This window comes from Pseudomonas sp. IT-347P (assembly GCF_949768005.1).
Classification (GTDB): domain Bacteria; phylum Pseudomonadota; class Gammaproteobacteria; order Pseudomonadales; family Pseudomonadaceae; genus Aquipseudomonas.
Genome location: NZ_CATKPQ010000004.1, coordinates 61,775 through 84,406 on the forward strand (window position 1 = coordinate 61,775; position 22,632 = coordinate 84,406).

At 60.1% G+C, this 22,632-nt stretch carries 27 protein-coding genes; 10 read left to right on the forward strand and 17 right to left on the reverse strand.

The window, feature by feature from the left end:
• Positions 1-2: 2 nt before the first annotated feature.
• From ACM6IV_RS02525 to ACM6IV_RS02575, 11 genes are all read right to left on the reverse strand, one after another.
• The gene (locus ACM6IV_RS02525; RefSeq protein ID WP_414868593.1) at positions 3-494 is read right to left on the reverse strand and encodes a DUF2878 domain-containing protein; all 492 of its coding nucleotides are present in this window, start codon (positions 492-494) and stop codon (positions 3-5) included.
• Entirely contained in the window at positions 487-1,752 is a 1,266-nt protein-coding gene (locus ACM6IV_RS02530; protein ID WP_414868594.1) for a class I SAM-dependent methyltransferase, read from the reverse strand. Before ACM6IV_RS02530 ends, ACM6IV_RS02525 begins: the two co-directional genes overlap by 8 nt.
• Positions 1,739-2,554, reverse strand: coding sequence for a DUF1365 domain-containing protein (locus ACM6IV_RS02535; protein ID WP_414868595.1), 816 nt, complete (start codon positions 2,552-2,554; stop codon positions 1,739-1,741). The genes ACM6IV_RS02530 and ACM6IV_RS02535 overlap by 14 nt, the downstream gene beginning before the upstream one ends.
• Positions 2,551-3,798, reverse strand: coding sequence for an NAD(P)/FAD-dependent oxidoreductase (locus tag ACM6IV_RS02540; RefSeq protein WP_414868596.1), 1,248 nt, complete (start codon positions 3,796-3,798; stop codon positions 2,551-2,553). Before ACM6IV_RS02540 ends, ACM6IV_RS02535 begins: the two co-directional genes overlap by 4 nt.
• On the reverse strand, positions 3,795-4,577 hold the full coding sequence (locus ACM6IV_RS02545; RefSeq protein ID WP_414868597.1) for an SDR family NAD(P)-dependent oxidoreductase: 783 nt from the start codon (positions 4,575-4,577) through the stop codon (positions 3,795-3,797). The genes ACM6IV_RS02540 and ACM6IV_RS02545 overlap by 4 nt, the downstream gene beginning before the upstream one ends.
• Positions 4,574-4,996 (reverse strand): nuclear transport factor 2 family protein, encoded by a 423-nt coding sequence (locus ACM6IV_RS02550; protein WP_414868598.1) that lies wholly within the window; start codon positions 4,994-4,996, stop codon positions 4,574-4,576. The genes ACM6IV_RS02545 and ACM6IV_RS02550 overlap by 4 nt, the downstream gene beginning before the upstream one ends.
• Complete coding sequence (phrB, locus tag ACM6IV_RS02555) at positions 4,989-6,434, reverse strand: deoxyribodipyrimidine photo-lyase (RefSeq protein WP_414868599.1); 1,446 nt, start codon at positions 6,432-6,434, stop codon at positions 4,989-4,991. The genes ACM6IV_RS02550 and phrB overlap by 8 nt, the downstream gene beginning before the upstream one ends.
• Positions 6,435-6,454: 20 nt before the next feature.
• Positions 6,455-7,396, reverse strand: a complete 942-nt coding sequence (locus tag ACM6IV_RS02560; protein WP_414868600.1) for a MerR family transcriptional regulator — start codon at positions 7,394-7,396, stop codon at positions 6,455-6,457.
• Positions 7,396-8,358: a YbgA family protein gene (locus ACM6IV_RS02565; protein WP_414868601.1), complete on the reverse strand. Its 963-nt coding sequence runs from the start codon at positions 8,356-8,358 to the stop codon at positions 7,396-7,398. The genes ACM6IV_RS02560 and ACM6IV_RS02565 overlap by 1 nt, the downstream gene beginning before the upstream one ends.
• Positions 8,359-8,578: 220 nt before the next feature.
• The gene (locus ACM6IV_RS02570; RefSeq protein WP_414868602.1) at positions 8,579-8,794 is read right to left on the reverse strand and encodes a TIGR02450 family Trp-rich protein; all 216 of its coding nucleotides are present in this window, start codon (positions 8,792-8,794) and stop codon (positions 8,579-8,581) included.
• Entirely contained in the window at positions 8,791-9,777 is a 987-nt protein-coding gene (locus ACM6IV_RS02575) for an NAD(P)/FAD-dependent oxidoreductase (protein WP_414868603.1), read from the reverse strand. The genes ACM6IV_RS02570 and ACM6IV_RS02575 overlap by 4 nt, the downstream gene beginning before the upstream one ends.
• A 197-nt stretch (positions 9,778-9,974) precedes the next feature.
• On the opposite strand from ACM6IV_RS02575, the gene ACM6IV_RS02580 reads away from it, so the two are divergent.
• Both ACM6IV_RS02580 and hemH read left to right on the forward strand, forming a co-directional pair.
• The gene (locus ACM6IV_RS02580) at positions 9,975-10,877 is read left to right on the forward strand and encodes a TIGR01777 family oxidoreductase (protein WP_414868604.1); all 903 of its coding nucleotides are present in this window, start codon (positions 9,975-9,977) and stop codon (positions 10,875-10,877) included.
• A gap of 13 nt (positions 10,878-10,890) precedes the next feature.
• Positions 10,891-11,916: a ferrochelatase gene (hemH, locus tag ACM6IV_RS02585; protein WP_414868605.1), complete on the forward strand. Its 1,026-nt coding sequence runs from the start codon at positions 10,891-10,893 to the stop codon at positions 11,914-11,916.
• Positions 11,917-12,022: 106 nt separating this feature from the next.
• Here the strand turns inward: hemH and ACM6IV_RS02590 are convergent, their stop codons facing one another.
• Positions 12,023-13,297 (reverse strand): uracil-xanthine permease family protein, encoded by a 1,275-nt coding sequence (locus ACM6IV_RS02590; RefSeq protein ID WP_414868606.1) that lies wholly within the window; start codon positions 13,295-13,297, stop codon positions 12,023-12,025.
• A 2-nt stretch (positions 13,298-13,299) separates the two neighbouring features.
• Positions 13,300-13,938, reverse strand: a complete 639-nt coding sequence (upp, locus tag ACM6IV_RS02595) for a uracil phosphoribosyltransferase (RefSeq protein WP_007912842.1) — start codon at positions 13,936-13,938, stop codon at positions 13,300-13,302.
• 162 nt (positions 13,939-14,100) lie between these two features.
• Between upp and ACM6IV_RS02600 the strand changes: the two genes are divergently transcribed.
• The 3 genes from ACM6IV_RS02600 (at position 14,101) to ACM6IV_RS02610 (ending at position 15,671) form a co-directional block, all read left to right on the forward strand.
• Positions 14,101-14,658, forward strand: coding sequence for a hypoxanthine-guanine phosphoribosyltransferase (locus ACM6IV_RS02600; RefSeq protein WP_016987197.1), 558 nt, complete (start codon positions 14,101-14,103; stop codon positions 14,656-14,658).
• Between the two features lie 182 nt (positions 14,659-14,840).
• On the forward strand, positions 14,841-15,320 hold the full coding sequence (locus ACM6IV_RS02605; protein WP_414868607.1) for a hypothetical protein: 480 nt from the start codon (positions 14,841-14,843) through the stop codon (positions 15,318-15,320).
• Between the two features lie 63 nt (positions 15,321-15,383).
• Positions 15,384-15,671 (forward strand): PA4642 family protein, encoded by a 288-nt coding sequence (locus tag ACM6IV_RS02610; protein ID WP_414868608.1) that lies wholly within the window; start codon positions 15,384-15,386, stop codon positions 15,669-15,671.
• 243 nt (positions 15,672-15,914) lie between these two features.
• Here the strand turns inward: ACM6IV_RS02610 and mqo are convergent, their stop codons facing one another.
• Both mqo and ACM6IV_RS02620 read right to left on the reverse strand, forming a co-directional pair.
• The gene (gene mqo / locus ACM6IV_RS02615; protein WP_414868609.1) at positions 15,915-17,423 is read right to left on the reverse strand and encodes a malate dehydrogenase (quinone); all 1,509 of its coding nucleotides are present in this window, start codon (positions 17,421-17,423) and stop codon (positions 15,915-15,917) included.
• Positions 17,424-18,133: 710 nt separating this feature from the next.
• Positions 18,134-18,367 carry a hypothetical protein gene (locus ACM6IV_RS02620; protein ID WP_007912834.1) on the reverse strand — a complete coding sequence of 78 codons (234 nt, stop codon included), beginning with the start codon at positions 18,365-18,367 and terminating at the stop codon, positions 18,134-18,136.
• A 204-nt stretch (positions 18,368-18,571) separates the two neighbouring features.
• Here ACM6IV_RS02620 and ACM6IV_RS02625 point away from each other — a divergent pair, with 204 nt between their 5' ends.
• The gene (locus tag ACM6IV_RS02625; RefSeq protein WP_008086137.1) at positions 18,572-19,156 is read left to right on the forward strand and encodes a YajG family lipoprotein; all 585 of its coding nucleotides are present in this window, start codon (positions 18,572-18,574) and stop codon (positions 19,154-19,156) included.
• Positions 19,157-19,398: 242 nt separating this feature from the next.
• Here ACM6IV_RS02625 and ACM6IV_RS02630 read toward each other — a convergent pair whose 3' ends face one another.
• On the reverse strand, positions 19,399-19,605 hold the full coding sequence (locus tag ACM6IV_RS02630) for a hypothetical protein (RefSeq protein ID WP_008083982.1): 207 nt from the start codon (positions 19,603-19,605) through the stop codon (positions 19,399-19,401).
• A 193-nt stretch (positions 19,606-19,798) separates the two neighbouring features.
• Between ACM6IV_RS02630 and ACM6IV_RS02635 the strand changes: the two genes are divergently transcribed.
• Positions 19,799-20,077 carry a hypothetical protein gene (locus ACM6IV_RS02635; protein WP_007967709.1) on the forward strand — a complete coding sequence of 93 codons (279 nt, stop codon included), beginning with the start codon at positions 19,799-19,801 and terminating at the stop codon, positions 20,075-20,077.
• 62 nt (positions 20,078-20,139) lie between these two features.
• On the opposite strand, the gene ACM6IV_RS02640 is transcribed toward ACM6IV_RS02635, so the two are convergent.
• Complete coding sequence (locus ACM6IV_RS02640) at positions 20,140-21,303, reverse strand: 1-acyl-sn-glycerol-3-phosphate acyltransferase (RefSeq protein WP_414868610.1); 1,164 nt, start codon at positions 21,301-21,303, stop codon at positions 20,140-20,142.
• Positions 21,304-21,444: 141 nt separating this feature from the next.
• On the opposite strand from ACM6IV_RS02640, the gene ACM6IV_RS02645 reads away from it, so the two are divergent.
• Genes ACM6IV_RS02645 through ACM6IV_RS02655 form a run of 3 tightly spaced genes read left to right on the forward strand, consistent with a single transcriptional unit; the run spans position 21,445 to position 22,556 of the window.
• Complete coding sequence (locus tag ACM6IV_RS02645) at positions 21,445-21,627, forward strand: CPXCG motif-containing cysteine-rich protein (RefSeq protein WP_414868611.1); 183 nt, start codon at positions 21,445-21,447, stop codon at positions 21,625-21,627.
• Between the two features lie 9 nt (positions 21,628-21,636).
• Positions 21,637-21,897: a putative signal transducing protein gene (locus ACM6IV_RS02650; protein WP_414868612.1), complete on the forward strand. Its 261-nt coding sequence runs from the start codon at positions 21,637-21,639 to the stop codon at positions 21,895-21,897.
• Positions 21,898-21,932: 35 nt separating this feature from the next.
• Positions 21,933-22,556, forward strand: a complete 624-nt coding sequence (locus ACM6IV_RS02655; RefSeq protein WP_414868613.1) for an SOS response-associated peptidase — start codon at positions 21,933-21,935, stop codon at positions 22,554-22,556.
• The last annotated feature ends 76 nt before the right edge of the window (positions 22,557-22,632 follow it).

A 22,632-nucleotide genomic window follows, 5' to 3' on the forward strand; every position in this document is an offset into this window, starting at 1 on the left:
GCTCAGTGCGCCAGTCGCCGAGTCATTGCATGCAGCAGCGGGAACAGCAGCGCCCAGAGCAGGCCGATGCCGATCAGTGTCGGCAGTTCGCCATAGGGAAATTGCACCCCGGCCAGGCGCCCGCCAGCGTAATACGACAGCGCGCCGCCGACAGCGCCGAGTAAACTCGCCAGCCACCAGGGCCGGGCGCTCCAGGCCAGGCAATGGCGCAAGGTGGTTGCCAGCAGCGCCCAGAGCAGCATCAGCCACAGCGGAATCAGCGGCGACTGATCCTGAAACGCGAACACCCCGGCACCGCGCAGCACGCTGTCGACCGCGGTGCCGACAATTACCACGCTGAGGATCAAACGGCCCTCAGCCGCCCAGCTGCTGATCCAGCGCAGATGAATCACCAGCACCGCCAACGCGACCAGCAGCCACAAACTGTTGCCGCCGAGCACGCAGGCCAGCCAGCCGATCTGGAACAGCACGGCATTGGCGACACGTTCAAGCATCGAAGCGTCCGAGCAGCGGCGCGGTCATCGCCGCCGGTTTGGCCAGCAGCAATTGCGCGGTGCCGATGCTGCGTTCGAGGAAACCGCCCTCGCAGTAACACAGGTAAAACTCCCACAGCCGCAGGAAATAATCGTCGTAACCCAGCTCGCTCAAGCGGCCATGGGCGCGGCGGAAGTTCTCGTGCCACAGGCGCAGGGTGCGGGCGTAGTGCAGGCCGAAATCTTCCATGTGCAGCAGGTTCATGTCGGTGTCGCGGCCGACCACTTCGAGCATTTTCTGCACGCAGGGCAGGGCGCCGCCGGGGAAGATGTAGCGCTGGATGAAATCGACGCCGCGCTTGGCTTGCTCGTAACGCTGCTCGCGGATGGTGATCGCCTGAATCAGCATCAGGCCATTGCTCTTGAGCAAGTGCGCGCACTGTTTGAAGTAGGTCGGCAGGAAGCGGTGGCCGACGGCTTCGATCATCTCGATCGACACCAGTTTGTCGTATTCGCCGGTCAGGTCGCGGTAGTCCTTGAGCAGCAGCGTGACGCGATCCTGCAGGCCCAGTTGTTCGATGCGTTGCGCGGTAAACGCGTACTGCTCTTTCGACAGCGTCGTGGTCGTCACACGGCAGCCATAATGTTGCGCGGCATACAGCGCCATGCTGCCCCAGCCGGTGCCGATCTCCAGCAGATGGTCGCTGTCCTTGAGCGCGAGCTTCTGACAGATGCGTTCCAGTTTGTTCAGTTGTGCCTGTTCGAGACTGTCCTCAGGGGTGAGGAACTGCGCCGCCGAATACATCATGGTCGGGTCGAGAAACTGCTCGAACAGATCGTTGCCCAGATCGTAGTGCGCGGCGATGTTCTTCTGCGAACCCTTGCGCGTGTTGCGGTTGAGCCAGTGCAGGCCGTGCACCAACGGCCGGCTGAGGCGGGCCAGACCGCCCTCCATGGCATCGAGCACATCCAGGTTGCTGACGAACACGCGCACCACCGCCGTCAGATCGGGCGAAGTCCAATAGCCGTGAATAAAAGCCTCACCCGCACCAATCGAACCATTACCGGCGACCATGCCCCAAACGGCCGGGTCCAGCACATGAATCTCTCCGAGCAAGGCACTGCCCGGCGTACCGTACATCAAGCGTTCGCCATCCTCGACCAGCAGCAATTGTCCGTGTTTGAGCTGCGCCAATTGGCGCAGCACGCCGCGGCGCAGCAGCGATCCGGTCAAACCGTTGGTGCTGAACCGGCTGACCGACAGACTAGAGGACTTCATGACGGCGCTCCTTGGGAGGCACAGTGGCGGTTTGAAAACTGCCATCGGCAGTCTGGTGAGCAAAAATCGGTACGCGTTTGAGCAGCAGTCGCAACGCTTGCCAGTAAATGGCCAGAGCGGTTTTCGCAGTCATCCACGGAAAGCGCCGCAGGTAACGATGCAGGCTGCGCCGGTCGAGGCTTTCGCGCTGCAGATTGAGCGTCGCATCGAACAGTTTGTGCTCGCCTTGCCAGTCAGCCATGTGCACGCCGAGGCTTTGCGCGGCGGGGCTGAAGCTCATGCGGTATTCGAGATCGCGCGGCAGGAACGGCGAAACATGAAAGGCCTTGGCCACGGCGAAGTGCTGATGGAAATCCTGCAGATTGATCGGCGCGCGCGCCGGCAATACATAGTGATAGCGCTCGCGCCACGGCGTGTTGGTGACTTCGCAGACGATCGCCGCCAGTTGCCCGTCTGCCTCATGACAATAAAAGAAACTCACCGGATTGAACGCCAGCCCCCAGCTGCGCGCCTGGGTCAGCAGGCAGATCGAGCCTTGCGGTTCGTGGCCGATGGCGATGCCGACCTGCTGGCGCACGGCATCGATCAGCCGCATGCCATGGCCGGTGAAGGCTTTGAGGTAGTCAGTCTCGCGAAAGGAAAACGGCGCAAAGCGGCTGCGTCCGGCCAGCGGCGACAGTGCAAGCACTGCGTCCTGTTCGCTGAGATCGAGATAGAGCAAACCGATCCGGTAACGGAATGCATGGCGGCGCGGCGAAAAACGCCGATGGCCGATCCAGCCGCTGTACAGAGCGCTGTTCATAAGCTTTCCCCGAACGCGGCGGCCACGCGCAAGGCGCTGACCACACCGTCCTCGTGAAAACCGTTAGCCCAATAGGCGCCGCAATAATGCGAGTGCTGCGCGCCATCCAGTTCGCCCCAACGCTGCTGTGCGGCCACTGCCGCGAGGCTGAATTGCGGGTGGGCGTAGGTGTAGCGGGCGAGCACTTTGTCTGGGCTGATCCCGGCGCTCTGATTGAGGCTGACGCAGAACGTGGTGTCGCTCTGAATACCCTGCAGAATGTTCATGTCGTAGGTGACGGCGGCGTGGGTATGGCCGGCGCCGCTGAGCCGATAGTTCCAGCTCGCCCACGCCAGTTTGCGTGTCGGCAGCAAACGGGTATCGGTGTGCAGCACCACTTCGTTGTCGGCATACGGCAACGCGCCGAGGATCGCGCGTTCGGCGTCGCTGGGGACTGCCAGCAGTTTCAACGCTTGATCGCTGTGGCAGGCGAATACCACCTTGTCGAAGTGCTCGATGCCCGCCGGGCTGTGAATCATCACGCCGTGCACGCTGCGATCGACCCGGGTAACCGGGCAATTGAGGCGAATCCGCTCCTTGAACGCAGCCGTCAGCGGCGCAATATAAGCGCTGGAACCGCCTTCGATGACTTGCCATTGCGGCCGGTCACTGACTGACAACAGTCCATGGTTCTTGAAGAACCGCACAAAAAACTGCAGCGGGAAGTTGAGCATTTCCGCCATCGGCATCGACCAGATCGCCGAGCCCATCGGCACGATGTAATGCAGGATGAAACGTTCGCCGTAACCGCCGGCCTTGAGGTAATCATCGAGGGTGGTGTCGGCGCCGATGCGCAGTTCGACGAGGTCGCGCTGGGCTTCTTTGTTAAAGCGCAGAATGTCGCGCAACATGCCCCAGAACCCCGGCGACAACAGGTTGCTGCGCTGGGCGAACAGGCTGTTGAGGTTATTGCCGTTGTATTCCACACCGGTGTCCGGGTCGGTCACCGAGAAACTCATTTCGGTCGGTTTGAATGCTACGCCGAGCTGGCCGAGCAGGCGGATAAAGTTCGGGTACGTCCAGTCATTGAAGACGATGAAGCCGGTATCCACGGCATAGGACCGACCCGCGACGGTGACATCCACCGTGTGCGTGTGGCCACCGACCCAGTCGCCCGCCTCGAACACCGTGACTTGGTGGCGGCGATTGAGCAGGTAAGCGCAGGTAAGCCCGGCGATGCCGCTGCCGACGATGGCAATCTTCATGTCGGATCCGTCAGGGGCGGCGACTTGCGCACCATGCGCTTGCCGATGGCCAATTGGACGCGTGCAGGCATTTTCGACAGAGGCCACAGCGCGGCCATGAACAGCGCCGGGAAGGCAATTTCCAATGGCCGATCCTTGAGCTTGGCGAAGATGTGCCGCGCAGCTTTACCCACAGGCCAGCTCAAGGGCATGGGGAAGTCGTTTTTGGCGGTCAGCGGTGTGTCGACGAAACCGGGGCTGACCACGGTGACTTCAATGCCCTCGTCGGCCAGATCGATGCGTAGTGACTCGAACAGGTAACGCAAACCGGCCTTCGAGGCACCGTAGGCTTCGGCCCGTGGCAGCGGCAGGTAGGTCACCGAGCTGGCCACGCCGATCAGATGCGGCGCCGTGCCTTTGCGCAGCAGCGGTAGCGCGGCTTCGATGCAGTAGCTGCTGGCGAGCAGGTTGGTGCGCACCACGTGCTCGATGATCGAGGAGTCGAACTGCTTGGCATCCACGTATTCGCAGGTGCCGGCATTGAGAATCACCGAGTCCAGCGAACCCCAGTCCGCAGTGATCTGCTCGCCGATTTCGCGAACCGTCTGGCTGTTGGTCAGATCCCCCGGCACCACCAGAACCTGCCCCGGATAGCGTTGCGACAAGACCTTGAGCGGGGCGATCTGACGGGAACTGACCGCCAGATGCGCACCGGTCTTCAGGATCTCTTCAGCCAGCGCCGCGCCGATGCCACTGCTGGCTCCGGTCAACCAATAACGCCGTGGAGGTGTACGACTCATCCCATTCTCCTTTTCAGCCAGGCAATGACCCGGCCCAATACTGGCAAGTGTTCATACAGCAGCGCCCCGGCATCGAAATAATCCCGATGGCGATAAACCTTGTCGTGCCACAGCAGATGCGAACAGCCGCTGACACGAATCAGACGGCCACCCGCCAGGCGCGGGTGGCGATAACTCATGACCCAGCGCAGGTAGCCTTCGCAGGCGCCGATCTGATCGAACCCATGAAAGTCGAAACGCAATTCGCTGACGTTGGCGTACAGTTCGCCGAAGTATTCGCGCAACTGCGTCAGCCCCTGCACCTCGTGCAACGGGTCGGTAAAGTGAATGTCATCGCTGTACAGCTCGCCCAGGGTATGCAGGTTGTCTTTGTTCAACGCTGAAAATTGCCGGGCGAAGCGGCGCAGGAATTCACTCATCATCGCCTCCGGTAGACATACGCGATGGCAGGTTCTTGAAGGCGGCCAGTGCGCGCTGGCGCGAGCTGCTGAGGTTGACGATCGGCGACGGGTAGTCCGCCGCGCCGAACAAGCCACCGAGGTCGGCCGGGTTGTGCACCTGTTTTTTGTCGAGGCTCGCCAGTTCCGGCAGCCAGTGCTTGATGAACAGGCCTTCGCTGTCGAATTTTTCCGACTGACTCAACGGGTTGAAAATGCGGAAGTACGGTGCCGAATCGGTGCCCGTCGACGAGCTCCATTGCCAGCCACCGTTGTTCGCCGCCAAATCGCCATCAATCAGGTGACGCATGAAAAAGCGTTCGCCTTCGCGCCAGTCGATCAGCAGGTTTTTGGTCAGGAACATCGCCACGATCATGCGCAGGCGATTGTGCATCCAGCCGGTTTCGAGCAATTGACGCATCGCCGCGTCGATAATCGGCAGACCGGTGCGCGCCTCTTGCCAGGCGGCCAGATCGTCCGGCGCATCACGCCAGGCCAGCGCTTCGGTTTCCTGACGAAAAGCGCGGTGCCGCGAGACCCGTGGATAGCCGACCAGAATGTGTTTGTAGAACTCGCGCCACAGCAGCTCGTTGATCCAGGTGACCGCACCGACCTTGCCGCTCTCGAACTCGCCCTGATTGCTTTGCAGGGCGGCGTGCAGGCATTGGCGCGGGGAAATCACCCCGGCGGCGAGGTACGCAGAGAGTTGACTGGTGCCCGGTTTGGCCGGGAAGTCGCGTTCGCTTTGGTAGTAATCGATCTGCGCATCGGTGAAGGTGTCGAGACGGCGCCGGGCTTCTTTTTCACCGGCCGGCCACAGATCACGCAGGGTTTGGCTCGGGGTGGCGAAGCCTTTGACGGAAGCGGGGACAGGATCACTGTCGATCGGGAGTTTTGCCTGTTTGCCGGGGGCTTTGACCCGCGCTGGCATCGAGCGGTGCAGACGTTCGTAACAGACTTTGCGGAACTGGCTGAACACCTTGAAGTAACTGCCGGTCTTGGTCAGCACGCTGCCAGGTTTAAACAACAACTGGTCGAGATAGCTGTGAAACGTGATGCCTTCAGCCTTCAACGTGTCCGCCACCGCCGCATCGCGACGGCTTTCATGGACGCCGTATTCTTCGTTGACGTGAACCGCCTCGATCTTCAATTGCCGGCAAAGCTTGAGCAGTTCCGCCGGAGCCTGGTCCCAATGGGCGGCGGTACGGATCAGCAACGGAATATTCAGCGCGGCGAGGCTTTGGCTCAGCGTATCGAGATTGCGCAACCAGAAGTCGACCTTGCACGGCGCATCGTCATGTTCCAGCCACTGCTGCGGGCTCAACAGATACACGGCAACCGTCGGGCCGAGCGCTGCAGCGGCTGCGAGGGCAGTGTTGTCATGTTGGCGCAAATCGCTGCGCAGCCAGATCAATTGCATGTCGGCACTCACGGCGTCCATCAAATCAGCCCACGCTGAACGAGCACCTGGTGCGCTTGAAGCGCGTCTTCAGCCAGGAACACATCAGCCATCTCGGAGGTTTTTACGGACAACTCGGCTTGGTGAATGCATACCGTTGGTCCGATCAGCATTTTGGGGCAACTGACGCCGTTCAGCAGTTTGGGCAACTGCGCAAGGTTCATGGCTTTGCTGGAATACAGCAGTACGCCACGGGCTTGCAGGTGTTCGACCGCCAGCGCCAGTTCGGCGGCTGGCAGCGGCCAGTCAAACACTTGCACCGGACAATCGGCGCTGCTGACCAGCCACGCGCACAGCCACAGATGAGGTTCCAGTGGCAGGTCGGAGTGATTGATCAACAACAGCGGGGCGCCATGCAACTGACGATTGTTATGGTAGATGCGTGTGCCGAATTTGCTGCGTAACCACGAATAAAAGAACACCCGTTCCATCTGCGCGCCGAACTGGCCTTGCCAGCGCTGCTCCAGTTCCGCCAGCAACGGCATCAGCAACTGCTCGCACAGCGTGCGTGGAGGGTAGAGCGCCATGGCCTGATTGACGCTGTCGTCCAGGTTGCGCTCATTGAGTTGGGTGACGGCTGTCAGCAGGGTCTGGCGCAAGCGCTGCCAGTCGTTTTCCACCGACTCGCTGAACGCCTGCGGTGTGTCGAGCAGCGGTTTGACCTGACTGACGGCGACGCCACGGTTGAGCCAGGTAAGGATGGTCAGAATGCGTTGCACATGGTCGGCCGAATACAGCCGGTGACCCTTGGGTGTGCGTTGCGGCACGACCAGCCCGTAGCGACGTTCCCACGCCCGCAGAGTGATCGCATTGACGCCGGTTTGCCGCGCGACTTCACGAATCGGCAGCCAGCCCTCGTCGAGGGCTTTTTTAAAATCCGCGCCAAGGTCTTCCTGGGCGCTGGTATCGAGTTTGTCGTTCATTAGATTGCGTTTCGCAGACTGAGGTTTTCCGGGTGCGGTTGCAGGTAAACCTGTTGCGCGATGTACGAATCCGGATGGAGGCGAAAGTGATGCTTGAGCAGCGTCAACGGCACCACCAGCGGCACGATGCCCTGGCGGTACTGGCCGATGACGTGTTGCATTTCCTGTTTGTCCTCGGCGCTGATCGCCTGTTTCAGATAGCCGCTGATGTGCTGCAGGACATTGCTGTGGGTGCCGCGTGTGGCGCATCTCTTCAGCGCCGCCATCAGTTCGCTGAAGTAGCGCGGACCGAGTTCCGCCGGGTCAGTGTCGGCCATGTTGCCCAACAGCTTGCCCAGCGCCTTGTATTGCAGTGGGTTGTGCGCCATTAGCAAGTATTTGTAGCGCGAATGAAATTCTGTGAGGGCGCGACGGCTCAGACCATTGGCGAGGACTTGTTGCCATTCGCTGTAGGCAAACACACGGGTGATAAAGTTTTCGCGCAGTACCGGATCGTTGAGACGCCCGGCTTCTTCCACCGGCAGATCGGGGTGCTGTGCGCAGAACGCCTGGGCGTAAATCCCGCGCCCGCCGCCGTTCACCGGGGCGCCGTTGGCGTGGTAGACCTTGACCCGTTCCAGGCCGCAGGACGGCGATTGCTGCATGAAGATGTAGCCGCAGATGTCATCAAGCTCGGCGGCCATTTTCGTGCCGTACTCGGCCAGTGGCCGGGTGACGTTGATCGAGGGGTTTACCGTGCCAACCGCTTGTGGATGCTCGGTCTCGCCGACAAGGCGGATCGGCTCGCGCGGAATGCCCAGGCCGATCGCGACCTCCGGACACACCGGGACGAAATCGAAATGCTCAGTGAGAGTACGGCTGCACAGGCGTGATTCCTTGTGCCCACCGTTGTAGCGCACCTCGGCGCCCAGCAGGCAGGCGCTGATGGCGATTTTGGGTTTGGCTGCGCAAGAATCAGACATGGCCACCTCGAATCCATACCTGTACAGAGGTCGATCTCTGTACAACTTTGCTCAGCATAGATTCATGGGTGTACAAGTCAAATTATTTGTATAACTTTTTGGATTAAACGCCGTTCACTGTGGGAGCGAGCTTGCTCGCGAATACGGATTAACATCCAGAAAATGCATTGATTGACACACCGCCTTCGCGAGCAAGCTCGCTCCCACAGGATGACGGTATTTACTTCCAGCCCTGCAGCCATTCAGCGTTGTTTTGTAGCGTCTGCCAATCGAATCTTTCGGCACGCTTGGTCAACACTGCCTGCAACTCGACTTCCAGCACTGTGCCTTCCTCGTCGCAGAACAGCTCGGTCACCAGAAAGTGTTTCTCACGATTCTGCGGTTGCGCTGCTGTCCATTTCGACAGCAGCAATTTACGCGGATTGATGCGGTTCATTGCAGGTGTTCGTGCAAGCGTCGCGCAGCTTCCTGGCCACTGAGCCAAGCGCCTTCGACGCGCCCGGACAGGCACCAGTCGCCGCAGGCGTACAGGCCCAGATCGGCGTCGGCCAGGGTGCCCCATTCGTGGCCCGTCGCCGGACGTGCGTAGAGCCAGCGGTGGGCGAGGCTGAAGGTCGGCGCGGGCATGGCGCTGTGCAGCAGCTCGGCAAAAGCACCGTGCAGTTGCTCGATCACGGCTTCCTTGGACAGGTCGATGTGCTGTCGGCTCCATGCACTGCTGGCGTGCAGCACCCAGGTGTCGAGGCTGTTGTCGCGCCCCGGTTTGCTGCGGTTGCGCGCCAGCCAGTCGAGCGGGCTGTCCTGCACGAAGCAACCTTCGATAGGCGTATCCAGCGGTGTCTCGAAGGCGAGGGCAACAGCCCAGGTTGGCTCCATTTTCACCCCGGCAGCGGCCCCGGCAAGCTTCGGCGCGGCGGCCAACAAAGCAGTCGCTTGCGGTGCCGGCGTGGCGATCACGACGTGGCTGAACGGGCCATGAGTGAAACCTTCGGCGTCCTGCAGATGCCAGTGTTCTTCACCGCGATAGACCTCGGTGATGCGGCAGGCAAAGTGCACTTCCAGGCCATCGAGCAAGCCGCGGGTGATGGCGCTCATGCGCGGCGTGCCGACCCAGCGGGTCTGCTCGTCCGGTGACAGATTCAGCTGGCCGCCCTGAAAGGTGTAGAGCTGCGGTTGCCACTCGGCGACCCAGCCTTGGCTTTGCCAACGCTGCACTTCGGTGACGAAGCGTCGGTCGCGGGCGGTGAAGTATTGTGCGCCCATGTCCAGCGAACCGGCGTCGCTGCGTTTGCTTGCCATGCGCCCGCCGCTGCCGCGGCTTTTATCGAACAGCTGCACGGTGTGCCCGCTCTCTGTAAGAGCCTGGGCGGCGGAGAGTCCGGCGATGCCGGTGCCGATGATTGCGATAGGTACAGTCATAGGGGCCTCGTTTACCTTTCTGTACAGACTACGCCGTCGATGAAACCTGTACAATTTTGTTTTTTGGTATAACTTCAAGCGTTCTCGTTCTGACAGCTTGGCCTATGGTTAAACAATAGAGCCTGCCCGATAGAAAAGATCCCTGCTTATAAAAATAGACTAGTGATCCGGGTTAAATGCCACGCGAGGAAGATGTCATGCACATATTGCTGACCGGCGGTACTGGTTTGATCGGACGTCAGCTCTGCCGATACTGGTTGGAGCAGGGGCATCGCTTGACGGTGTGGAGTCGCAAGCCGGAGACAGTCGCGAAAATCTGTGGTGCGCAGGTGCGCGGTATTGCGCGTCTGGAAGACCTCGGCGAAGAGCCGGTCGACACCATCATCAATCTGGCCGGTGCGCCGATTGCCGATCGGCCGTGGACCCATCGCCGCAAGGCGCTGTTATGGAGCAGCCGTATCAAGCTCACGGAAACGCTGCTGGCCTGGCTCGACACGCGGGCGCAGAAACCATCGCTGCTGATCTCCGGATCGGCCATCGGCTGGTATGGCGACGGCGGTGAGCGCGAACTGACGGAAGAATCGCCACCGGTGATCGACGACTTCGCCAGCCAGTTGTGCATCGCCTGGGAGGAAACTGCACTGCGCGCCGAAGCGCTGGGAATCCGTGTGGTACTGGTGCGAACCGGTCTGGTGTTGTCAGCAGAGGGCGGCTTTTTGTCGCGTCTGTTGTTGCCGTTCAAACTCGGGCTCGGCGGGCCTTTGGGCAATGGCCGGCAGTGGATGCCGTGGATTCATATCAACGATCAAATCGCCCTGATTGATTTTCTTCTGCACCGCGAGCAGAGCAGTGGTCCTTATAATGCGTGCGCGCCGCAACCTGTGCGCAATCGCGAATTTGCCAAGACGCTGGGCAGCGTGTTGCACCGCCCGGCGTTCATGCTGATGCCAACGCTGGCGTTGAAAGTCGGCCTTGGTGAGATGTCTTTGTTGTTGCTCGGCGGCCAGAAGGCCGTGCCGGCACGCTTGCTGGAAGCGGGTTTCACTTTCCAGTTCACGGATTTACGCGCGGCTCTGGATGATCTCTCCAGCCGCCTCTGAAATAGGACGTTGCATGACCGATCACGCCTTGCTTCTGGTCAACCTGGGTTCCCCGGCCTCCACCTCGGTGGCCGATGTACGCAGCTACCTCAATCAATTCCTGATGGACCCGTACGTGATCGACCTGCCATGGCCGGTGCGGCGTCTGCTGGTGTCGCTGATCCTGATCAAGCGCCCGGAGCAGTCGGCCCACGCCTATGCCTCGATCTGGTGGGAGGAGGGGTCACCGCTGGTGGTGCTCAGCCGCCGTCTGCAACAGCAGATGAAAGCGCAATGGAAGCAGGGGCCGGTGGAACTGGCGATGCGTTATGGCGAGCCATCGATTGAAACCTGCCTGCTGAAACTGGTAGCGGCGGGGCACAAACGCATCACGCTGGCGCCGCTGTATCCGCAATTCGCCGACAGCACCACGACCACGGTGATTGAAGAAGCGAAGCGGGTGATTCGCCAGAAGAAGCTCGACGTGAAATTGTCGGTGCTGCAACCGTTCTATGATCAGCCGGAATACCTCGATGCGCTGGTCGAAAGCGCTCGGCCGCATGTGCAGCAGGATTACGATCACTTGCTGCTGAGCTTCCACGGTTTGCCTGAGCGGCATCTGACCAAACTCGATCCGACCGGCGATCATTGCTTCAAGAATGAAGACTGCTGCAAGAACGCCTCACCTGCGGTGTTGGCGACCTGTTATCGCGCGCAATGCCTGCGTACCGCCGCGCTGTTTGCCGAGCGCATGGGCTTGCCGGATGGCAAATGGTCGGTGTCGTTTCAGTCGCGTCTGGGCCGGGCCAAGTGGATCGAACCCTACACTGAGGCGCGCCTGGATGAGCTCGCGAGAAACGGTTTGAAGAAAATCCTGGTGATGTGCCCGGCGTTTGTCGCCGACTGCATCGAGACGCTGGAAGAGATTGGTGATCGCGGCAAGGAGCAGTTCCGCGAAGCGGGGGGCGAGGAATTGGTCCTGGTACCGTGTCTGAATGACGACCGGCAATGGGCGAAGGCGTTGGCGACCCTCTGCGAACGAGCGCCGCTGGCCCTCTAAAAGCCAAAAGCTTCGCGAGCAAGCCCGCTCCCACATTGGAACGCGATCAAATGTGGGAGCGGGGTTGCTCGCGAAAGCTCTCTACCAGGCAACGCGGATCTAAAGTTTAGATCAGCGGCTCATCCGCTTTCTTGTGCTTCCAGCTGTCATTGCCCGGCAGGATCAGGTTCAGCGCAATCGCCACCACCGCGCACAGTGCGATGCCTTTGAGGCCGAAGTCGTCCGGACCAGTCCCGGTGCCGACCAGCACACCGCCAATCCCGAACACCAGCGTCACCGAGACAATCACCAGATTGCGCGCCTCGCCCAGATCGATCTTGTGACGGATCAGGGTATTCATCCCCACCGCCGCAATCGAGCCGAACAACAGGCACAGAATCCCGCCCATCACCGGCACCGGAATGCTTTGCAGCAGCGCGCCGAACTTGCCGATGAACGCCAGGGTGATAGCGAAAATCGCCGCCCAGGTCATGATTTTCGGGTTGTAGTTCTTGGTCAGCATCACCGCGCCCGTCACTTCGGCGTAGGTGGTGTTTGGCGGGCCACCGAACAGGCCGGCAGCGGTGGTGGCAATGCCGTCACCGAGCAGGGTGCGATGCAGGCCCGGCTTCTTCAGGTAATCGCGACCGGTCACGCTACCGACGGCAATCACGCCGCCGATGTGTTCGATTGCCGGGGCCAGTGCCACCGGAACGATGAACAGAATCGCCTGCCAGTTGAACTCCGGCGCGGTGAAGTGCGGCAGGGCGAACCATGGCGCTGCGGCAATCTTCGCGGTATCGACCACGCCGAAATAGAACGACATGGCAAAACCGACCAGCACACCGGAAATGATCGGCACCAGACGGAAGATGCCTTTACCGAACACCGCGACGATCAACGTGGTCAGCAGCGCCGGCATCGAGATCAGCATCGCGGTCTGGTAGTGGATCAGTTCCGAACCGTCGCCAGCCTTGCCCATCGCCATGTTCGCGGCAATCGGCGCCATGGCCAGGCCGATGGAGATGATCACCGGACCGATCACCACGGGTGGCAACAGACGATCGATGAAACCGGTGCCTTTGATCTTCACGGCCAGGCCGAGGAAGGTGTAGACGAAACCGGCCGCCATCACCCCGCCCATGGTCGCGGCAAGGCCGAACTGGCCCTTGGCGAGAATGATCGGGGTAATGAAAGCGAAGCTCGACGCGAGGAACACCGGCACCTGACGCCCGGTGACGATCTGGAACAGGATCGTCCCCAGACCTGCGGTAAACAGTGCCACGTTCGGGTCCAGGCCCGTGATCAGCGGCATCAGCACCAACGCGCCGAAAGCCACGAACAGCATCTGGGCGCCGGACAACACCGTGCGCCAGAGCGGATCGTTGAACTCTTGCTGCATGGTCACGCGTCCTTCTGCTTGGTGCCGAAGATCTTGTCACCGGCGTCGCCAAGCCCAGGGATGATGTAACCGTGCTCGTTCAAGCGCTCATCGATGGACGCGGTGTAGATGGTCACGTCCGGGTGAGCTTTTTCGACTGCTGCGATACCTTCCGGCGCAGCAACCAGCACCATGGCGCGGATGTCCTTGCAGCCGGCTTTCTTCAGCAGGTCGATGGTCGCGACCATCGAGCTGCCGGTGGCGAGCATCGGGTCGATGATCATCGCCAGGCGTTCGTCGATTTCCGGAACCAGTTTTTCCAGATAGGTGTGCGCTTGCAGGGTTTCTTCGTTGCGGGCAACGCCCACAGCAGAAACCTTGGCGCCCGGGATCAGGCTCAGCACGCCTTCGAGCATGCCGATACCGGCGCGCAGGATCGGCACGACGGTGATCTTCTTGCCGGCGATTTTCTCGACCGACACGGTGCCGCACCAGCCTGCAATGTCGTAGGACTCCAGCGGCAAATCTTTTGTAGCTTCATAGGTCAACAGGGCGCCGACTTCCTGAGCAAGCTCACGGAAATTCTTGGTGCTGATGTCAGCGCGGCGCATCAGGCCGAGTTTATGGCGGATCAGCGGATGGCGGATCTCGAGGATGGGCATGGAAAAACTCCGGCGGCGGGCAAAAAAACCGGCCTAGATTAATCTATCCGAGGGTGATGTCCTATAGGACATTCTGTACGTTAGTCCATAAAGGCTTGATTCGGCCTCAATGGATGCGTACCTTTGCCCGCTTTTCCAATTCCGCCACCCCTGGAGAGCGCCATGTCCGCTGATCTCGAGCATATCCGTCAAATCATGCGAGAGGCTGACTGCCTGTACACCGAATCTGAAGTCGAGGCGGCCATCGCTCGCGTCGGTGCACAAATCAACGAACAACTGGCTGACAGCAACCCGGTGGTGTTTTGCGTGATGAACGGCGGGCTGATTTTCTCCGGCAAACTGCTGACGCATCTGCAGTTCCCGCTGGAAGCGTCCTACCTGCACGCAACCCGTTATCGCAACGAAACCAGCGGCGGCGACCTGTTCTGGAAAGCCAAGCCGGAAGTCTCGTTCATCGACCGCGACGTGCTGATCATCGACGACATCCTCGATGAAGGTCACACCCTCGGCGCGATCATCGACTTCTGCAAACACGCCGGCGCGCGCAAAGTGCACACCGCCGTGCTGATCGACAAAGACCACGACCGCAAGGCGCGTCCAGACCTGAAAGCCGATTTCGTTGGCCTGCCGTGCATCGACCGTTACATCTTCGGTTACGGCATGGATTACAAAGGCTACTGGCGCAACGCCAACGGGATCTTTGCCGTTAAAGGCATGTAAGAACCCTGCACTGCCTCCTGTGGGAGCGGGCTTGCTCGCGAAGGCGTCGTGTCAGTCGGCATTATTGAAAATTGACACACCGCTTTCGCGAGCAAGCCCGCTCCCACAGTTGTTTTGTGTGTGCGGAACCGTTTTCGTACACCCATGCTAGAGTGCTCGGCCCCGCCCCCCCGGAGCCTGTCATGAGCCTCTTGATCCGCAGCTTTGCCGCCCTGTTGCTGACCCTCAGCCTGCCGCTGTCCGCCGCGCCGATGCACAGTCAGTTCCTGCCGCCGGACGATCTGACCGTGCGCGATGCCGAGCCCGAGCAGCAGCAACTCATGCAGGTCACCGACTATTCCGTGGTCGTCGGAGCGCAGCGCCAGTCCAATCAACAGCCGATTCCGGTCACTTCATCCTTGCTGATCCGCCTCAAGGGCAAGTCGCTGAACAAAGGCGCGACCATCAACCAGGTGTTGGTGAGTTTCGACGGCGAAAGCAAAAGCCTGAAAAAGCCGGCCTACGACGAAAAAAGCAAAACGCTCACGCTGTTTTATCCGCTCGCGCAATACCGCGTGGTGATCGATCTGCTGCGCAACGACACCGTGTATGTGCAGTTCCTCAGTTACGCCAACGGCCATATCTGGGCCGATTTGCACACCGGGGCGGTGCGATCGCGTTGAGCCGGGCGGCCGGGCAGGGGTAAACTGCCCGCCCCGTGTCATGTCTGCGAGCTGGAGTCGGCAATGCGTAAAGATAAGAAACAAGTGATTGGTGACGAGATCGGCGATGAGCAGATCAAGCTGTTCCTCGATTTTGAGCCGGTCGACGCCACTTCGCCGTCGCTGCACAAACTGATCAAGGCTTATCGTGGTCTGCGTATCGATGACTTCGAGCGCTTCCTGGGCTTCTTCGTTGAGGCGGGTTATGACGTTGATGGCAAGGACGAGCAGGGCAAGACTTTCGTTGACCTGATCGCCGATCAGCGCAACGCCCAGGACTACATCGAACTGATCGAAAAGTCCCGCACCTGACATTTGGCAAAAACACATTCTTGCCAGATTGGTGGTGTTGGCTCTGGCCCTTTCGCGAGCAAGCCCCGCTCCCACATTGATCTCTGTTGCCACACATCTTGTGTGCACAGGAGATTCACTGTGGGAGCGGGCTTGCTCGCGAAAGCGATGTAGCTCACACCATGGATTTTGTGGCTGACTGTCTGTCCGCATAAAAAAACGCCCCGCACTCATTGAGTACGGGGCGTTTTTCATGCGGCAAGATCAAGCGTAGCTTGGGGTCTCGCTGCTTTCTTCAACCAGTTCCAGCGCGATGTTGTTCTGCGTGTTGATCTTGCGATACAGCGCAGCATCGGTTTCCAGGACCTTTTCACGGGCCGGGAAGATTTCCGCCAGTTTGCCGGCCCACTCACCCTTGGCCTTGGCCGGGAAGCATTTCTCGATCAGTTCCAGCATGATCGAAACAGTCACCGACGCACCCGGCGAAGCGCCAAGCAGCGCAGCGAGGGAACCGTCCTTGGCCGCCACCAGTTCGGTACCGAACTGCAGGATGCCGCCCTTTTTCGGGTCTTTCTTGATGATCTGTACCCGTTGGCCGGCCACTTCCAGGCGCCAGTCTTCGGCTTTCGCCTCCGGGTAGAAACGGCGCAGGGAATCCAGACGCTGCTCCATCGATTGCATCACTTCGCTGACCAGATACTTGGTCAGGTCCATGTTGTTTTTCGCCACGGCCAGCATCGGCCCGATGTTGCCGGCGCGAACCGACAGCGGCAGGTCCATGAAGGAGCCGTGCTTGAGGAACTTGGTGGTGAAACCGGCGTATGGCCCGAACAGCAGGGATTTCTTGCCGTCGACTACACGGGTGTCCAGGTGCGGCACCGACATCGGTGGCGAACCCACGGCAGCCTGGCTGTACACCTTGGCCTGGTGATGCTTGACTACTTCCGGATTGTCGCAGCGCAGCCACTGGCCGCTGATCGGGAAGCCGCCGAAGCCTTTGCTTTCTTCGATGCCCGAGGCCTGCAGCAACGGCAACGCCGCACCACCGGCGCCGAGGAAGACGAACTTGGCGTCGACTTCACGTGTGTTGCCGCTGTTGACGTCCTTGATGCTGACGGTCCAGCCCGCGCCGTTACGCTTGAGGCCGGTGACGCGCTTGCAGTATTTGACTTGCGCGTCGGGGGCGCTGGTCAGGTGCTTGAGCAACTGATTGGTCAGGGCGCCGAAGTTGACGTCGGTGCCGTTCATCACGCGGGTCGCGGCAAGTACTTCGTCCGGCGAGCGGCCCGGCATCATCAGCGGCATCCACTCGGCCATCTTGGCCTTGTCTTCGGTGTACTCCATGTCGGAGAACGCGTGATGCTTGTGCAGGACCTCGAAACGTTTCTTGAGGAAGGAAACGCCGTTGTCGCCCTGGACAAAACTCAGGTGCGGCACCGGGCTGATGAAGGATTTGCACGAGCCGAACGTGCCTTTCCTGGTCAGGTACGACCAGAACTGTTTCGACACTTCGAACTGGGTGTTGATGTGCACGGCTTTCTTGATGTCGACGGTGCCATCGGCGGCCTGCGGCGTGTAGTTCAGCTCGCACAGACCGGCGTGGCCGGTACCGGCGTTGTTCCAGGGGTTGGAACTCTCCGCAGCACCGGAATCCATCAGCTCGACGACTTCCAGCTTGATCGCGGGATCGAGCTCTTTGAGCAGCACGGCCAGGGTGGCACTCATGATGCCGGCCCCTACCAGAACTACGTCGACTGCTTCGTTATGCGCCATTTAACGCGTCTCCAAAATCTGCAGCACCAAATTGTCGGCATGGCTGCCAGGCGTTCCGGGACAGGTCAGTGATGTCCAGGCTATCCATGGTCAGGTTCGCCATGTCCGAATCTTCGCAATTTTTCGCAACTTCGACGGATGTATGCGGCTTGGCGTTCAAGAGCTCCATGAACTCATTTCAGCACGCAGCTGGCAATTCGACTTATGGTCGAGACATCCGTTTTTGTGCAACCAAATCCGTAGCGGACAGGCTTCAGGCTCCGATATTCGAGGTATCCCCGGTCCTGTGTCGTTGGGCTGTTTCAGACGCTAATGGTGCATGTTCAGACGCAAAACTTTTCATTTGCTCGCCACACTCTTGTGAAGTTGTGAAAACCCGTTTTTTTCACGCTCTTTTGAAGACGTGAACCTCAAAAAAGGGCTGTCCAGGCCTGGCACCCTGCCCGAAAGGGCAAAACAACGCGGTGGCCGAGCGTCATGACAGCTCTGCAGATTCGCGAAAAGCAGGGTTTTTGCCGGAAGAACAGGCAAGCGCGCCAACTTCACTCGATCTGTGTGGGCGGCTCTCTGTGGGCGATTTTGGGTGTCGATGCATGCGCATTGACGCTGTTGCGGGGCCCGATCAGGAGACGTCCTTATAATCGGGGGGAGATTGTATCGAAGAAATGCGCGCTGTTGCTCGTGTTTAATGACTTTTATTAGGCATCCGGTCAGATGCTCAACATCGCTTGCACCCGTGCACGGGGCTGCGACGCTATGACGCGGGCGCTGGCGGGCAGTGGCTGGTGCAACCAGTTGAGGCGGATTTCTTCGATTTCCACCCAACCGTCGCCCATCGGCTGCAGGCTGCACTGCTTGAATGCCTGGCAATGGCCGTTGCGGTCGAGCAGGGCGAAGCTGCGGTGCAACGGGCGCGGGGCGAACAACGAGATCAGATAACGCATGGTTGAGTACCTTGTGGGGGACTGATTGCAAGGTTGCCAATGCGCCGTGACGTGAACGTGTATGCCGGGTGAATAATCTGTGACAGGAACCGCTTTCCTCCGGGTTTGTCAGACATTTCAGTATTCGCTGCCGGGCGCTGGTTACCCGCAGTGGCCCACCGCTATACTGCCGGCCTGTTTGTGCCTGATTCTGGAGAGAAGAGCATGTTGCAACGCCTGTTGTTCGGTTTGATCACTGTGGCCGGTTTGACCCTGGCCGGCTGCGCCCACAGCCCGCAACAACTGAATCCGGAGCCGAAGCTGACCACCCAGCTGCCAGCGGTCGGCCGTGGCCAGCCAGTCGTCGTGCGTGTGGTTGACGGTCGTCCGTCGCCAACTCTGGGCACTCGTGGCGGTCTGTACCCGGAAACCAGCGCCATCACCGTGCAGCGCGAGCAGATCCTGCCGAAGTTGCAGGCTCAGGCTGAAGCCGCCGTGCGTCTGCTCGGGTTCACCCCGACCAACAACGCGCCCAACGCGCCGCAGCTGACCGTGACCCTGGCCGAGCTGAAATACCAGTCGCCGAAAGAAGGCATGTACGTGACCGAAGCGACCATCGGCGCGACCTTCCGTTCTGACGTGCAGAACGCCAATCGCCGTTACAGCGGCCGTTACGGTGCGTCGCTGGACCAGCGTTTCGGCATGGCGCCGAACCAGGAAACCAACACCAAACTGGTCAGCGATGTGTTGAGCGATGCGCTGACGCGTCTGTTCAAGGACCCGACGGTGGGTCAGGTGCTCGCCGAGTAATTTTCGGCGGATGTGAAAAAGCCCGGGATCAGCGATGAGCCCGGGCTTTTTTGTAGGGCATGAAATCGTACCCCCTCACCCCAGCCCTCTCCCCCAAGGGGGCGAGGGGGGAAAGGGAGCCGAATCGTGTTGTTCTTGAGACCTATATTCACCTTGAAACTTCAGGTCGATGGATCACTAACAAACAACTCGGTCGGTCCCCTCTCCCTCGGGGAGAGGGCTAGGGTGAGGGGCTTTTGCTTTCAGGCAGCCTGCGAGTAAAAGTCGAGCACGCTCACGCCCGTCAACAAATCCGTTTCGGGCAAATCCGCATGCTGATGCCCGCCCAGCGCGCAATACACCAGCCAATGGCGATCCTGAACATTGAAGGCGAGGCTGCCGACGAGGCTTTGTTGTTCGTCGTAAGGCGTGATGAGGTACAGACGATCCTGGTTTTCAGCGTGAAGCATGTCGCGTTCCATGTGCGTTTCGAGGCGCGCAGGGTGGCCTATCCACATGACGATGCCGTGACACAGGACAGCCATCGGTCGATTGTCAGGTTATTTGTCGCAAAGACTGGGGGTGAACGGGCAGGTTTGGTTAGAATCCGCGCCGCAGTCGTCGATCTGGCGGCTGCCAAACCGGTTCAGATAGAGGTCTGTGATGTCGCTGCACTTGATGACGCTGTTTACCGCCCATCCCGCCAAGTTGATCAACCTGCTCGCGCTGGCATTGGCCTTCCCGGGCAGTTGGCTGCTGCATGCGACCCGCCGCCGTGAGCAGCGCGCGATGGCCAGCATTGCCGCCCAGCGTCAGGCGCAACCGAACGCCGAGCCGATCCTCGATTGGGCGACCTTGCGCATGAACCGGTTTTTCTATCGCTTCGGTTTTGCCTGCCTCGGCCTGGCCCTGATCGTCTCCTGGATCAGTACGCGCTTCTGAACAGCGTCAGGCATAAAAAAACGGCGTCCGAGGGCGCCGTTTTTTTGTCTGGTAAAAACCGCTTACAACGGCAACCCAGCCTTGACCCGGTACTGATTACGCACCGGCGTCGCATATTGCAGCACCAGATACGGACGGTGCTCTACAGGGCAAGCGTCCAGCCGGCTCTGCCATTCCTCCTGCGCCTTGGCCAGTTCATCGGCCGGGAACACCTCGGCAGCCTTTGGCACATTCAACTGCGGATCGGCATCAGCCCACTGCGCATACGCCAGGTAATGCACCGGAAATAACCGGTAGCCGCCGAGAATCTGCTTGTCCATTTCGACCGCCAATTGCTTGGTGTCTTCGAACAGCTCGGTGATCGGCGCGGCGAAGTTCACGTGCACCCGGCCCTTGTAGCCGGTGATGCCCTTGGCGATGCTCACATCATCCTCGCCCGGCGCTTTCGCGTAGGTGCCGGTGGTGGCGCGGATGTACAGCTCGCGGGCCTTGGCCTGATCGCACGGGTCATATTCGTAACTGATCGACACCGGGGTCAGGTTCAGCGACTGAATGACTTCGCCGAACGGTTCGTCCTTGCGGCTCATGTGGAACATCTTGAGGATCGCCGACTCGGTGCGGTCGTCGCCGTCCTTCGCGCGGCCTTCGGCCTGAGCGATCCAGATCGACGCACAATCGTTGCGGATCGAGTGGTTGATGTACGCCGACAGCAGCTGATACGCGGCCATTTTCTCGCGACGGCCGGTGATCGAACGATGGACGATGAAGCTCTTGTTCAGGCGCATCAGGTCGCTGACAAACGGCTTCTGCAGCAGGTTGTCGCCAATCGCGATGCGCGGGGTCGGCAGGCCGGCGTGGTACACGGCGTAGTTGACGAAGGCCGGGTCCATGACGATATCGCGGTGGTTGGCGATGAACAGATAGGCACTGCCGGACTTGAACTGCTCGACACCGGTGTAGGTCACGCCATCGGTGGCACGCTCGATGGTGTGGTCGACGTAGGACTCGACCTTGTCCTGCAATGTCGCCACCGACGTCACATCGGCGAACTCACGACGCAGCCGATGGGCTATAAGGGGTTTGAGCATCCAGCCGAAGGCACCGGCAAAACGCGGGAAGCGGAAGTGGGTGAGGATATCTAGAAACGCCTTGTCGCCGAGCAGTCTTGCCAGTACCACAGGTACTTCGCTGTCGTCGTAAGGTCGGATGGCATCGAATTCGCCCATCATGCTCTCTTGTTGGAAACGGCTAGGGTAAGTAAAGGTTTTGATCGAAAAACCGCGGGGCACGGTCTGAAAAGTAGCCAGACAAAAATAGCCCTGCAAATAGACCGGCGATTATACGCACAAGTCACTTGGGAGACCGCGATGCTGGAACCTGCTGAATACGAATGTCCTTATTGTGGGGAAACGGTCGAGACGTCAGTGGACCTGTCCGGCGGCGATCAGACGTATATCGAGGACTGTCAGGTGTGTTGCCGGCCAGTAACGTTCGTCTTGCAGGTCCATGGAGAGGATTGGTTTCTGGAAGTTTTCAGCGAAAACGAATGAGGGCCGCGTATGCAGCGCATCTACGAACCGGCAAATCTGATGGAAGGTGAAATGCTCAAGGGCATGCTCGCCAGCGAAGGCATCGAAGCGCACTTGATAGGCCGCGATTTGCTCGGTGGCACCGGTGAGTTGCCGATCTTCGGCCTGTTGGGGTTGTCGGTCGATAACGATCAGGCCGAATACGCCCGTGAGCTGATCACCGCGTACAATGCCGCGCTGCCGCTGCCCGGCGACGAACCGGAGAGCTTCCCCGGGACGCTGGTCTGTTAGGCTGGCCTTCGTTTTATTCAGAGTCGTGTTGCCCCATGTGTGGACGTTATGCCCTGTTTCGCTGGAACCGCGACTTCGCGGCCTTGCCCGGTTTTCCCGCCGATCAGCAGGCACAGTGGAACATTTCCCCCAATGATTCGGTGTTGATGCTGCGCGCCGGTGAAGATGGCCAGCGCTCTCTGGCCCGCGCCCGTTGGGGGCTGACGCCGCCGTGGCTGACCGATTTGTCGAAAACCCCGGCGCATGCCCGTGCCGAGACGGTGGCCGAGCAGCCGATGTTCCGTGAGGCGCTGCGTTTGCGCCGCTGCCTGCTGCCGGCCAACGGTTTCTACGAATGGCGCGGAACGCAACGCAAGCGGCCGTTCTGGCTGACGCCGGGGGAGGGTTCTTCGCTGTTTTTTGCGGCGATCTGGGAGGCGTATCCGGTGCAGGAGCAGATCTGGTTGAGCACGGCAGTAATCACGCAGCCGGCGTCGAGTCAGCGCCGGCCGTTGATTCTCGATGAGGCGGGGCAGGCGGCGTGGCTGGATCCCGAGACGCCGTTGCATGTGTTGCAAGGGTTGCTGGCCAGTGAACCGGCGGCGCTGCGTGAGCGGGTGTTGGCGAATCTGATCAATGATCCGAAGCTCAATGGGCCGGAGTGTTTGACCCCGGGTTAAAGCATTTAGATCAAAAGCCCCTCACCCTAACCCTCTCCCCGAGGGAGAGGGGACCGACCGGGGGATATTGTCGTAA

Bases quoted from the DNA above. Each gene is read 5' to 3' on its own strand.
- phrB (WP_414868599.1), bottom strand. From the start codon at position 6,434: ATGCAATTGATCTGGCTGCGCAGCGATTTGCGCCAACATGACAACACT.
- ACM6IV_RS02565 (WP_414868601.1), bottom strand. From the start codon at position 8,358: ATGTCTGATTCTTGCGCAGCCAAACCCAAAATCGCCATCAGCGCCTGC.
- hemH (WP_414868605.1), top strand. From the start codon at position 10,891: ATGACCGATCACGCCTTGCTTCTGGTCAACCTGGGTTCCCCGGCCTCC.
- ACM6IV_RS02530 (WP_414868594.1), bottom strand. From the start codon at position 1,752: ATGAAGTCCTCTAGTCTGTCGGTCAGCCGGTTCAGCACCAACGGTTTG.
- ACM6IV_RS02655 (WP_414868613.1), top strand. From the start codon at position 21,933: ATGTGTGGACGTTATGCCCTGTTTCGCTGGAACCGCGACTTCGCGGCC.
- ACM6IV_RS02550 (WP_414868598.1), bottom strand. From the start codon at position 4,996: ATGAGTGAATTCCTGCGCCGCTTCGCCCGGCAATTTTCAGCGTTGAAC.
- ACM6IV_RS02600 (WP_016987197.1), top strand. From the start codon at position 14,101: ATGTCCGCTGATCTCGAGCATATCCGTCAAATCATGCGAGAGGCTGAC.
- ACM6IV_RS02635 (WP_007967709.1), top strand. From the start codon at position 19,799: ATGTCGCTGCACTTGATGACGCTGTTTACCGCCCATCCCGCCAAGTTG.
- ACM6IV_RS02630 (WP_008083982.1), bottom strand. From the start codon at position 19,605: ATGCTTCACGCTGAAAACCAGGATCGTCTGTACCTCATCACGCCTTAC.
- mqo (WP_414868609.1), bottom strand. From the start codon at position 17,423: ATGGCGCATAACGAAGCAGTCGACGTAGTTCTGGTAGGGGCCGGCATC.
- ACM6IV_RS02640 (WP_414868610.1), bottom strand. From the start codon at position 21,303: ATGGGCGAATTCGATGCCATCCGACCTTACGACGACAGCGAAGTACCT.
- ACM6IV_RS02625 (WP_008086137.1), top strand. From the start codon at position 18,572: ATGTTGCAACGCCTGTTGTTCGGTTTGATCACTGTGGCCGGTTTGACC.
- ACM6IV_RS02525 (WP_414868593.1), bottom strand. From the start codon at position 494: ATGCTTGAACGTGTCGCCAATGCCGTGCTGTTCCAGATCGGCTGGCTG.
- ACM6IV_RS02580 (WP_414868604.1), top strand. From the start codon at position 9,975: ATGCACATATTGCTGACCGGCGGTACTGGTTTGATCGGACGTCAGCTC.
- ACM6IV_RS02645 (WP_414868611.1), top strand. From the start codon at position 21,445: ATGCTGGAACCTGCTGAATACGAATGTCCTTATTGTGGGGAAACGGTC.
- ACM6IV_RS02610 (WP_414868608.1), top strand. From the start codon at position 15,384: ATGCGTAAAGATAAGAAACAAGTGATTGGTGACGAGATCGGCGATGAG.
- upp (WP_007912842.1), bottom strand. From the start codon at position 13,938: ATGCCCATCCTCGAGATCCGCCATCCGCTGATCCGCCATAAACTCGGC.
- ACM6IV_RS02575 (WP_414868603.1), bottom strand. From the start codon at position 9,777: ATGACTGTACCTATCGCAATCATCGGCACCGGCATCGCCGGACTCTCC.
- ACM6IV_RS02545 (WP_414868597.1), bottom strand. From the start codon at position 4,577: ATGAGTCGTACACCTCCACGGCGTTATTGGTTGACCGGAGCCAGCAGT.
- ACM6IV_RS02535 (WP_414868595.1), bottom strand. From the start codon at position 2,554: ATGAACAGCGCTCTGTACAGCGGCTGGATCGGCCATCGGCGTTTTTCG.
- ACM6IV_RS02560 (WP_414868600.1), bottom strand. From the start codon at position 7,396: ATGAACGACAAACTCGATACCAGCGCCCAGGAAGACCTTGGCGCGGAT.
- ACM6IV_RS02620 (WP_007912834.1), bottom strand. From the start codon at position 18,367: ATGCGTTATCTGATCTCGTTGTTCGCCCCGCGCCCGTTGCACCGCAGC.
- ACM6IV_RS02605 (WP_414868607.1), top strand. From the start codon at position 14,841: ATGAGCCTCTTGATCCGCAGCTTTGCCGCCCTGTTGCTGACCCTCAGC.
- ACM6IV_RS02540 (WP_414868596.1), bottom strand. From the start codon at position 3,798: ATGAAGATTGCCATCGTCGGCAGCGGCATCGCCGGGCTTACCTGCGCT.
- ACM6IV_RS02590 (WP_414868606.1), bottom strand. From the start codon at position 13,297: ATGCAGCAAGAGTTCAACGATCCGCTCTGGCGCACGGTGTTGTCCGGC.
- ACM6IV_RS02650 (WP_414868612.1), top strand. From the start codon at position 21,637: ATGCAGCGCATCTACGAACCGGCAAATCTGATGGAAGGTGAAATGCTC.
- ACM6IV_RS02570 (WP_414868602.1), bottom strand. From the start codon at position 8,794: ATGAACCGCATCAATCCGCGTAAATTGCTGCTGTCGAAATGGACAGCA.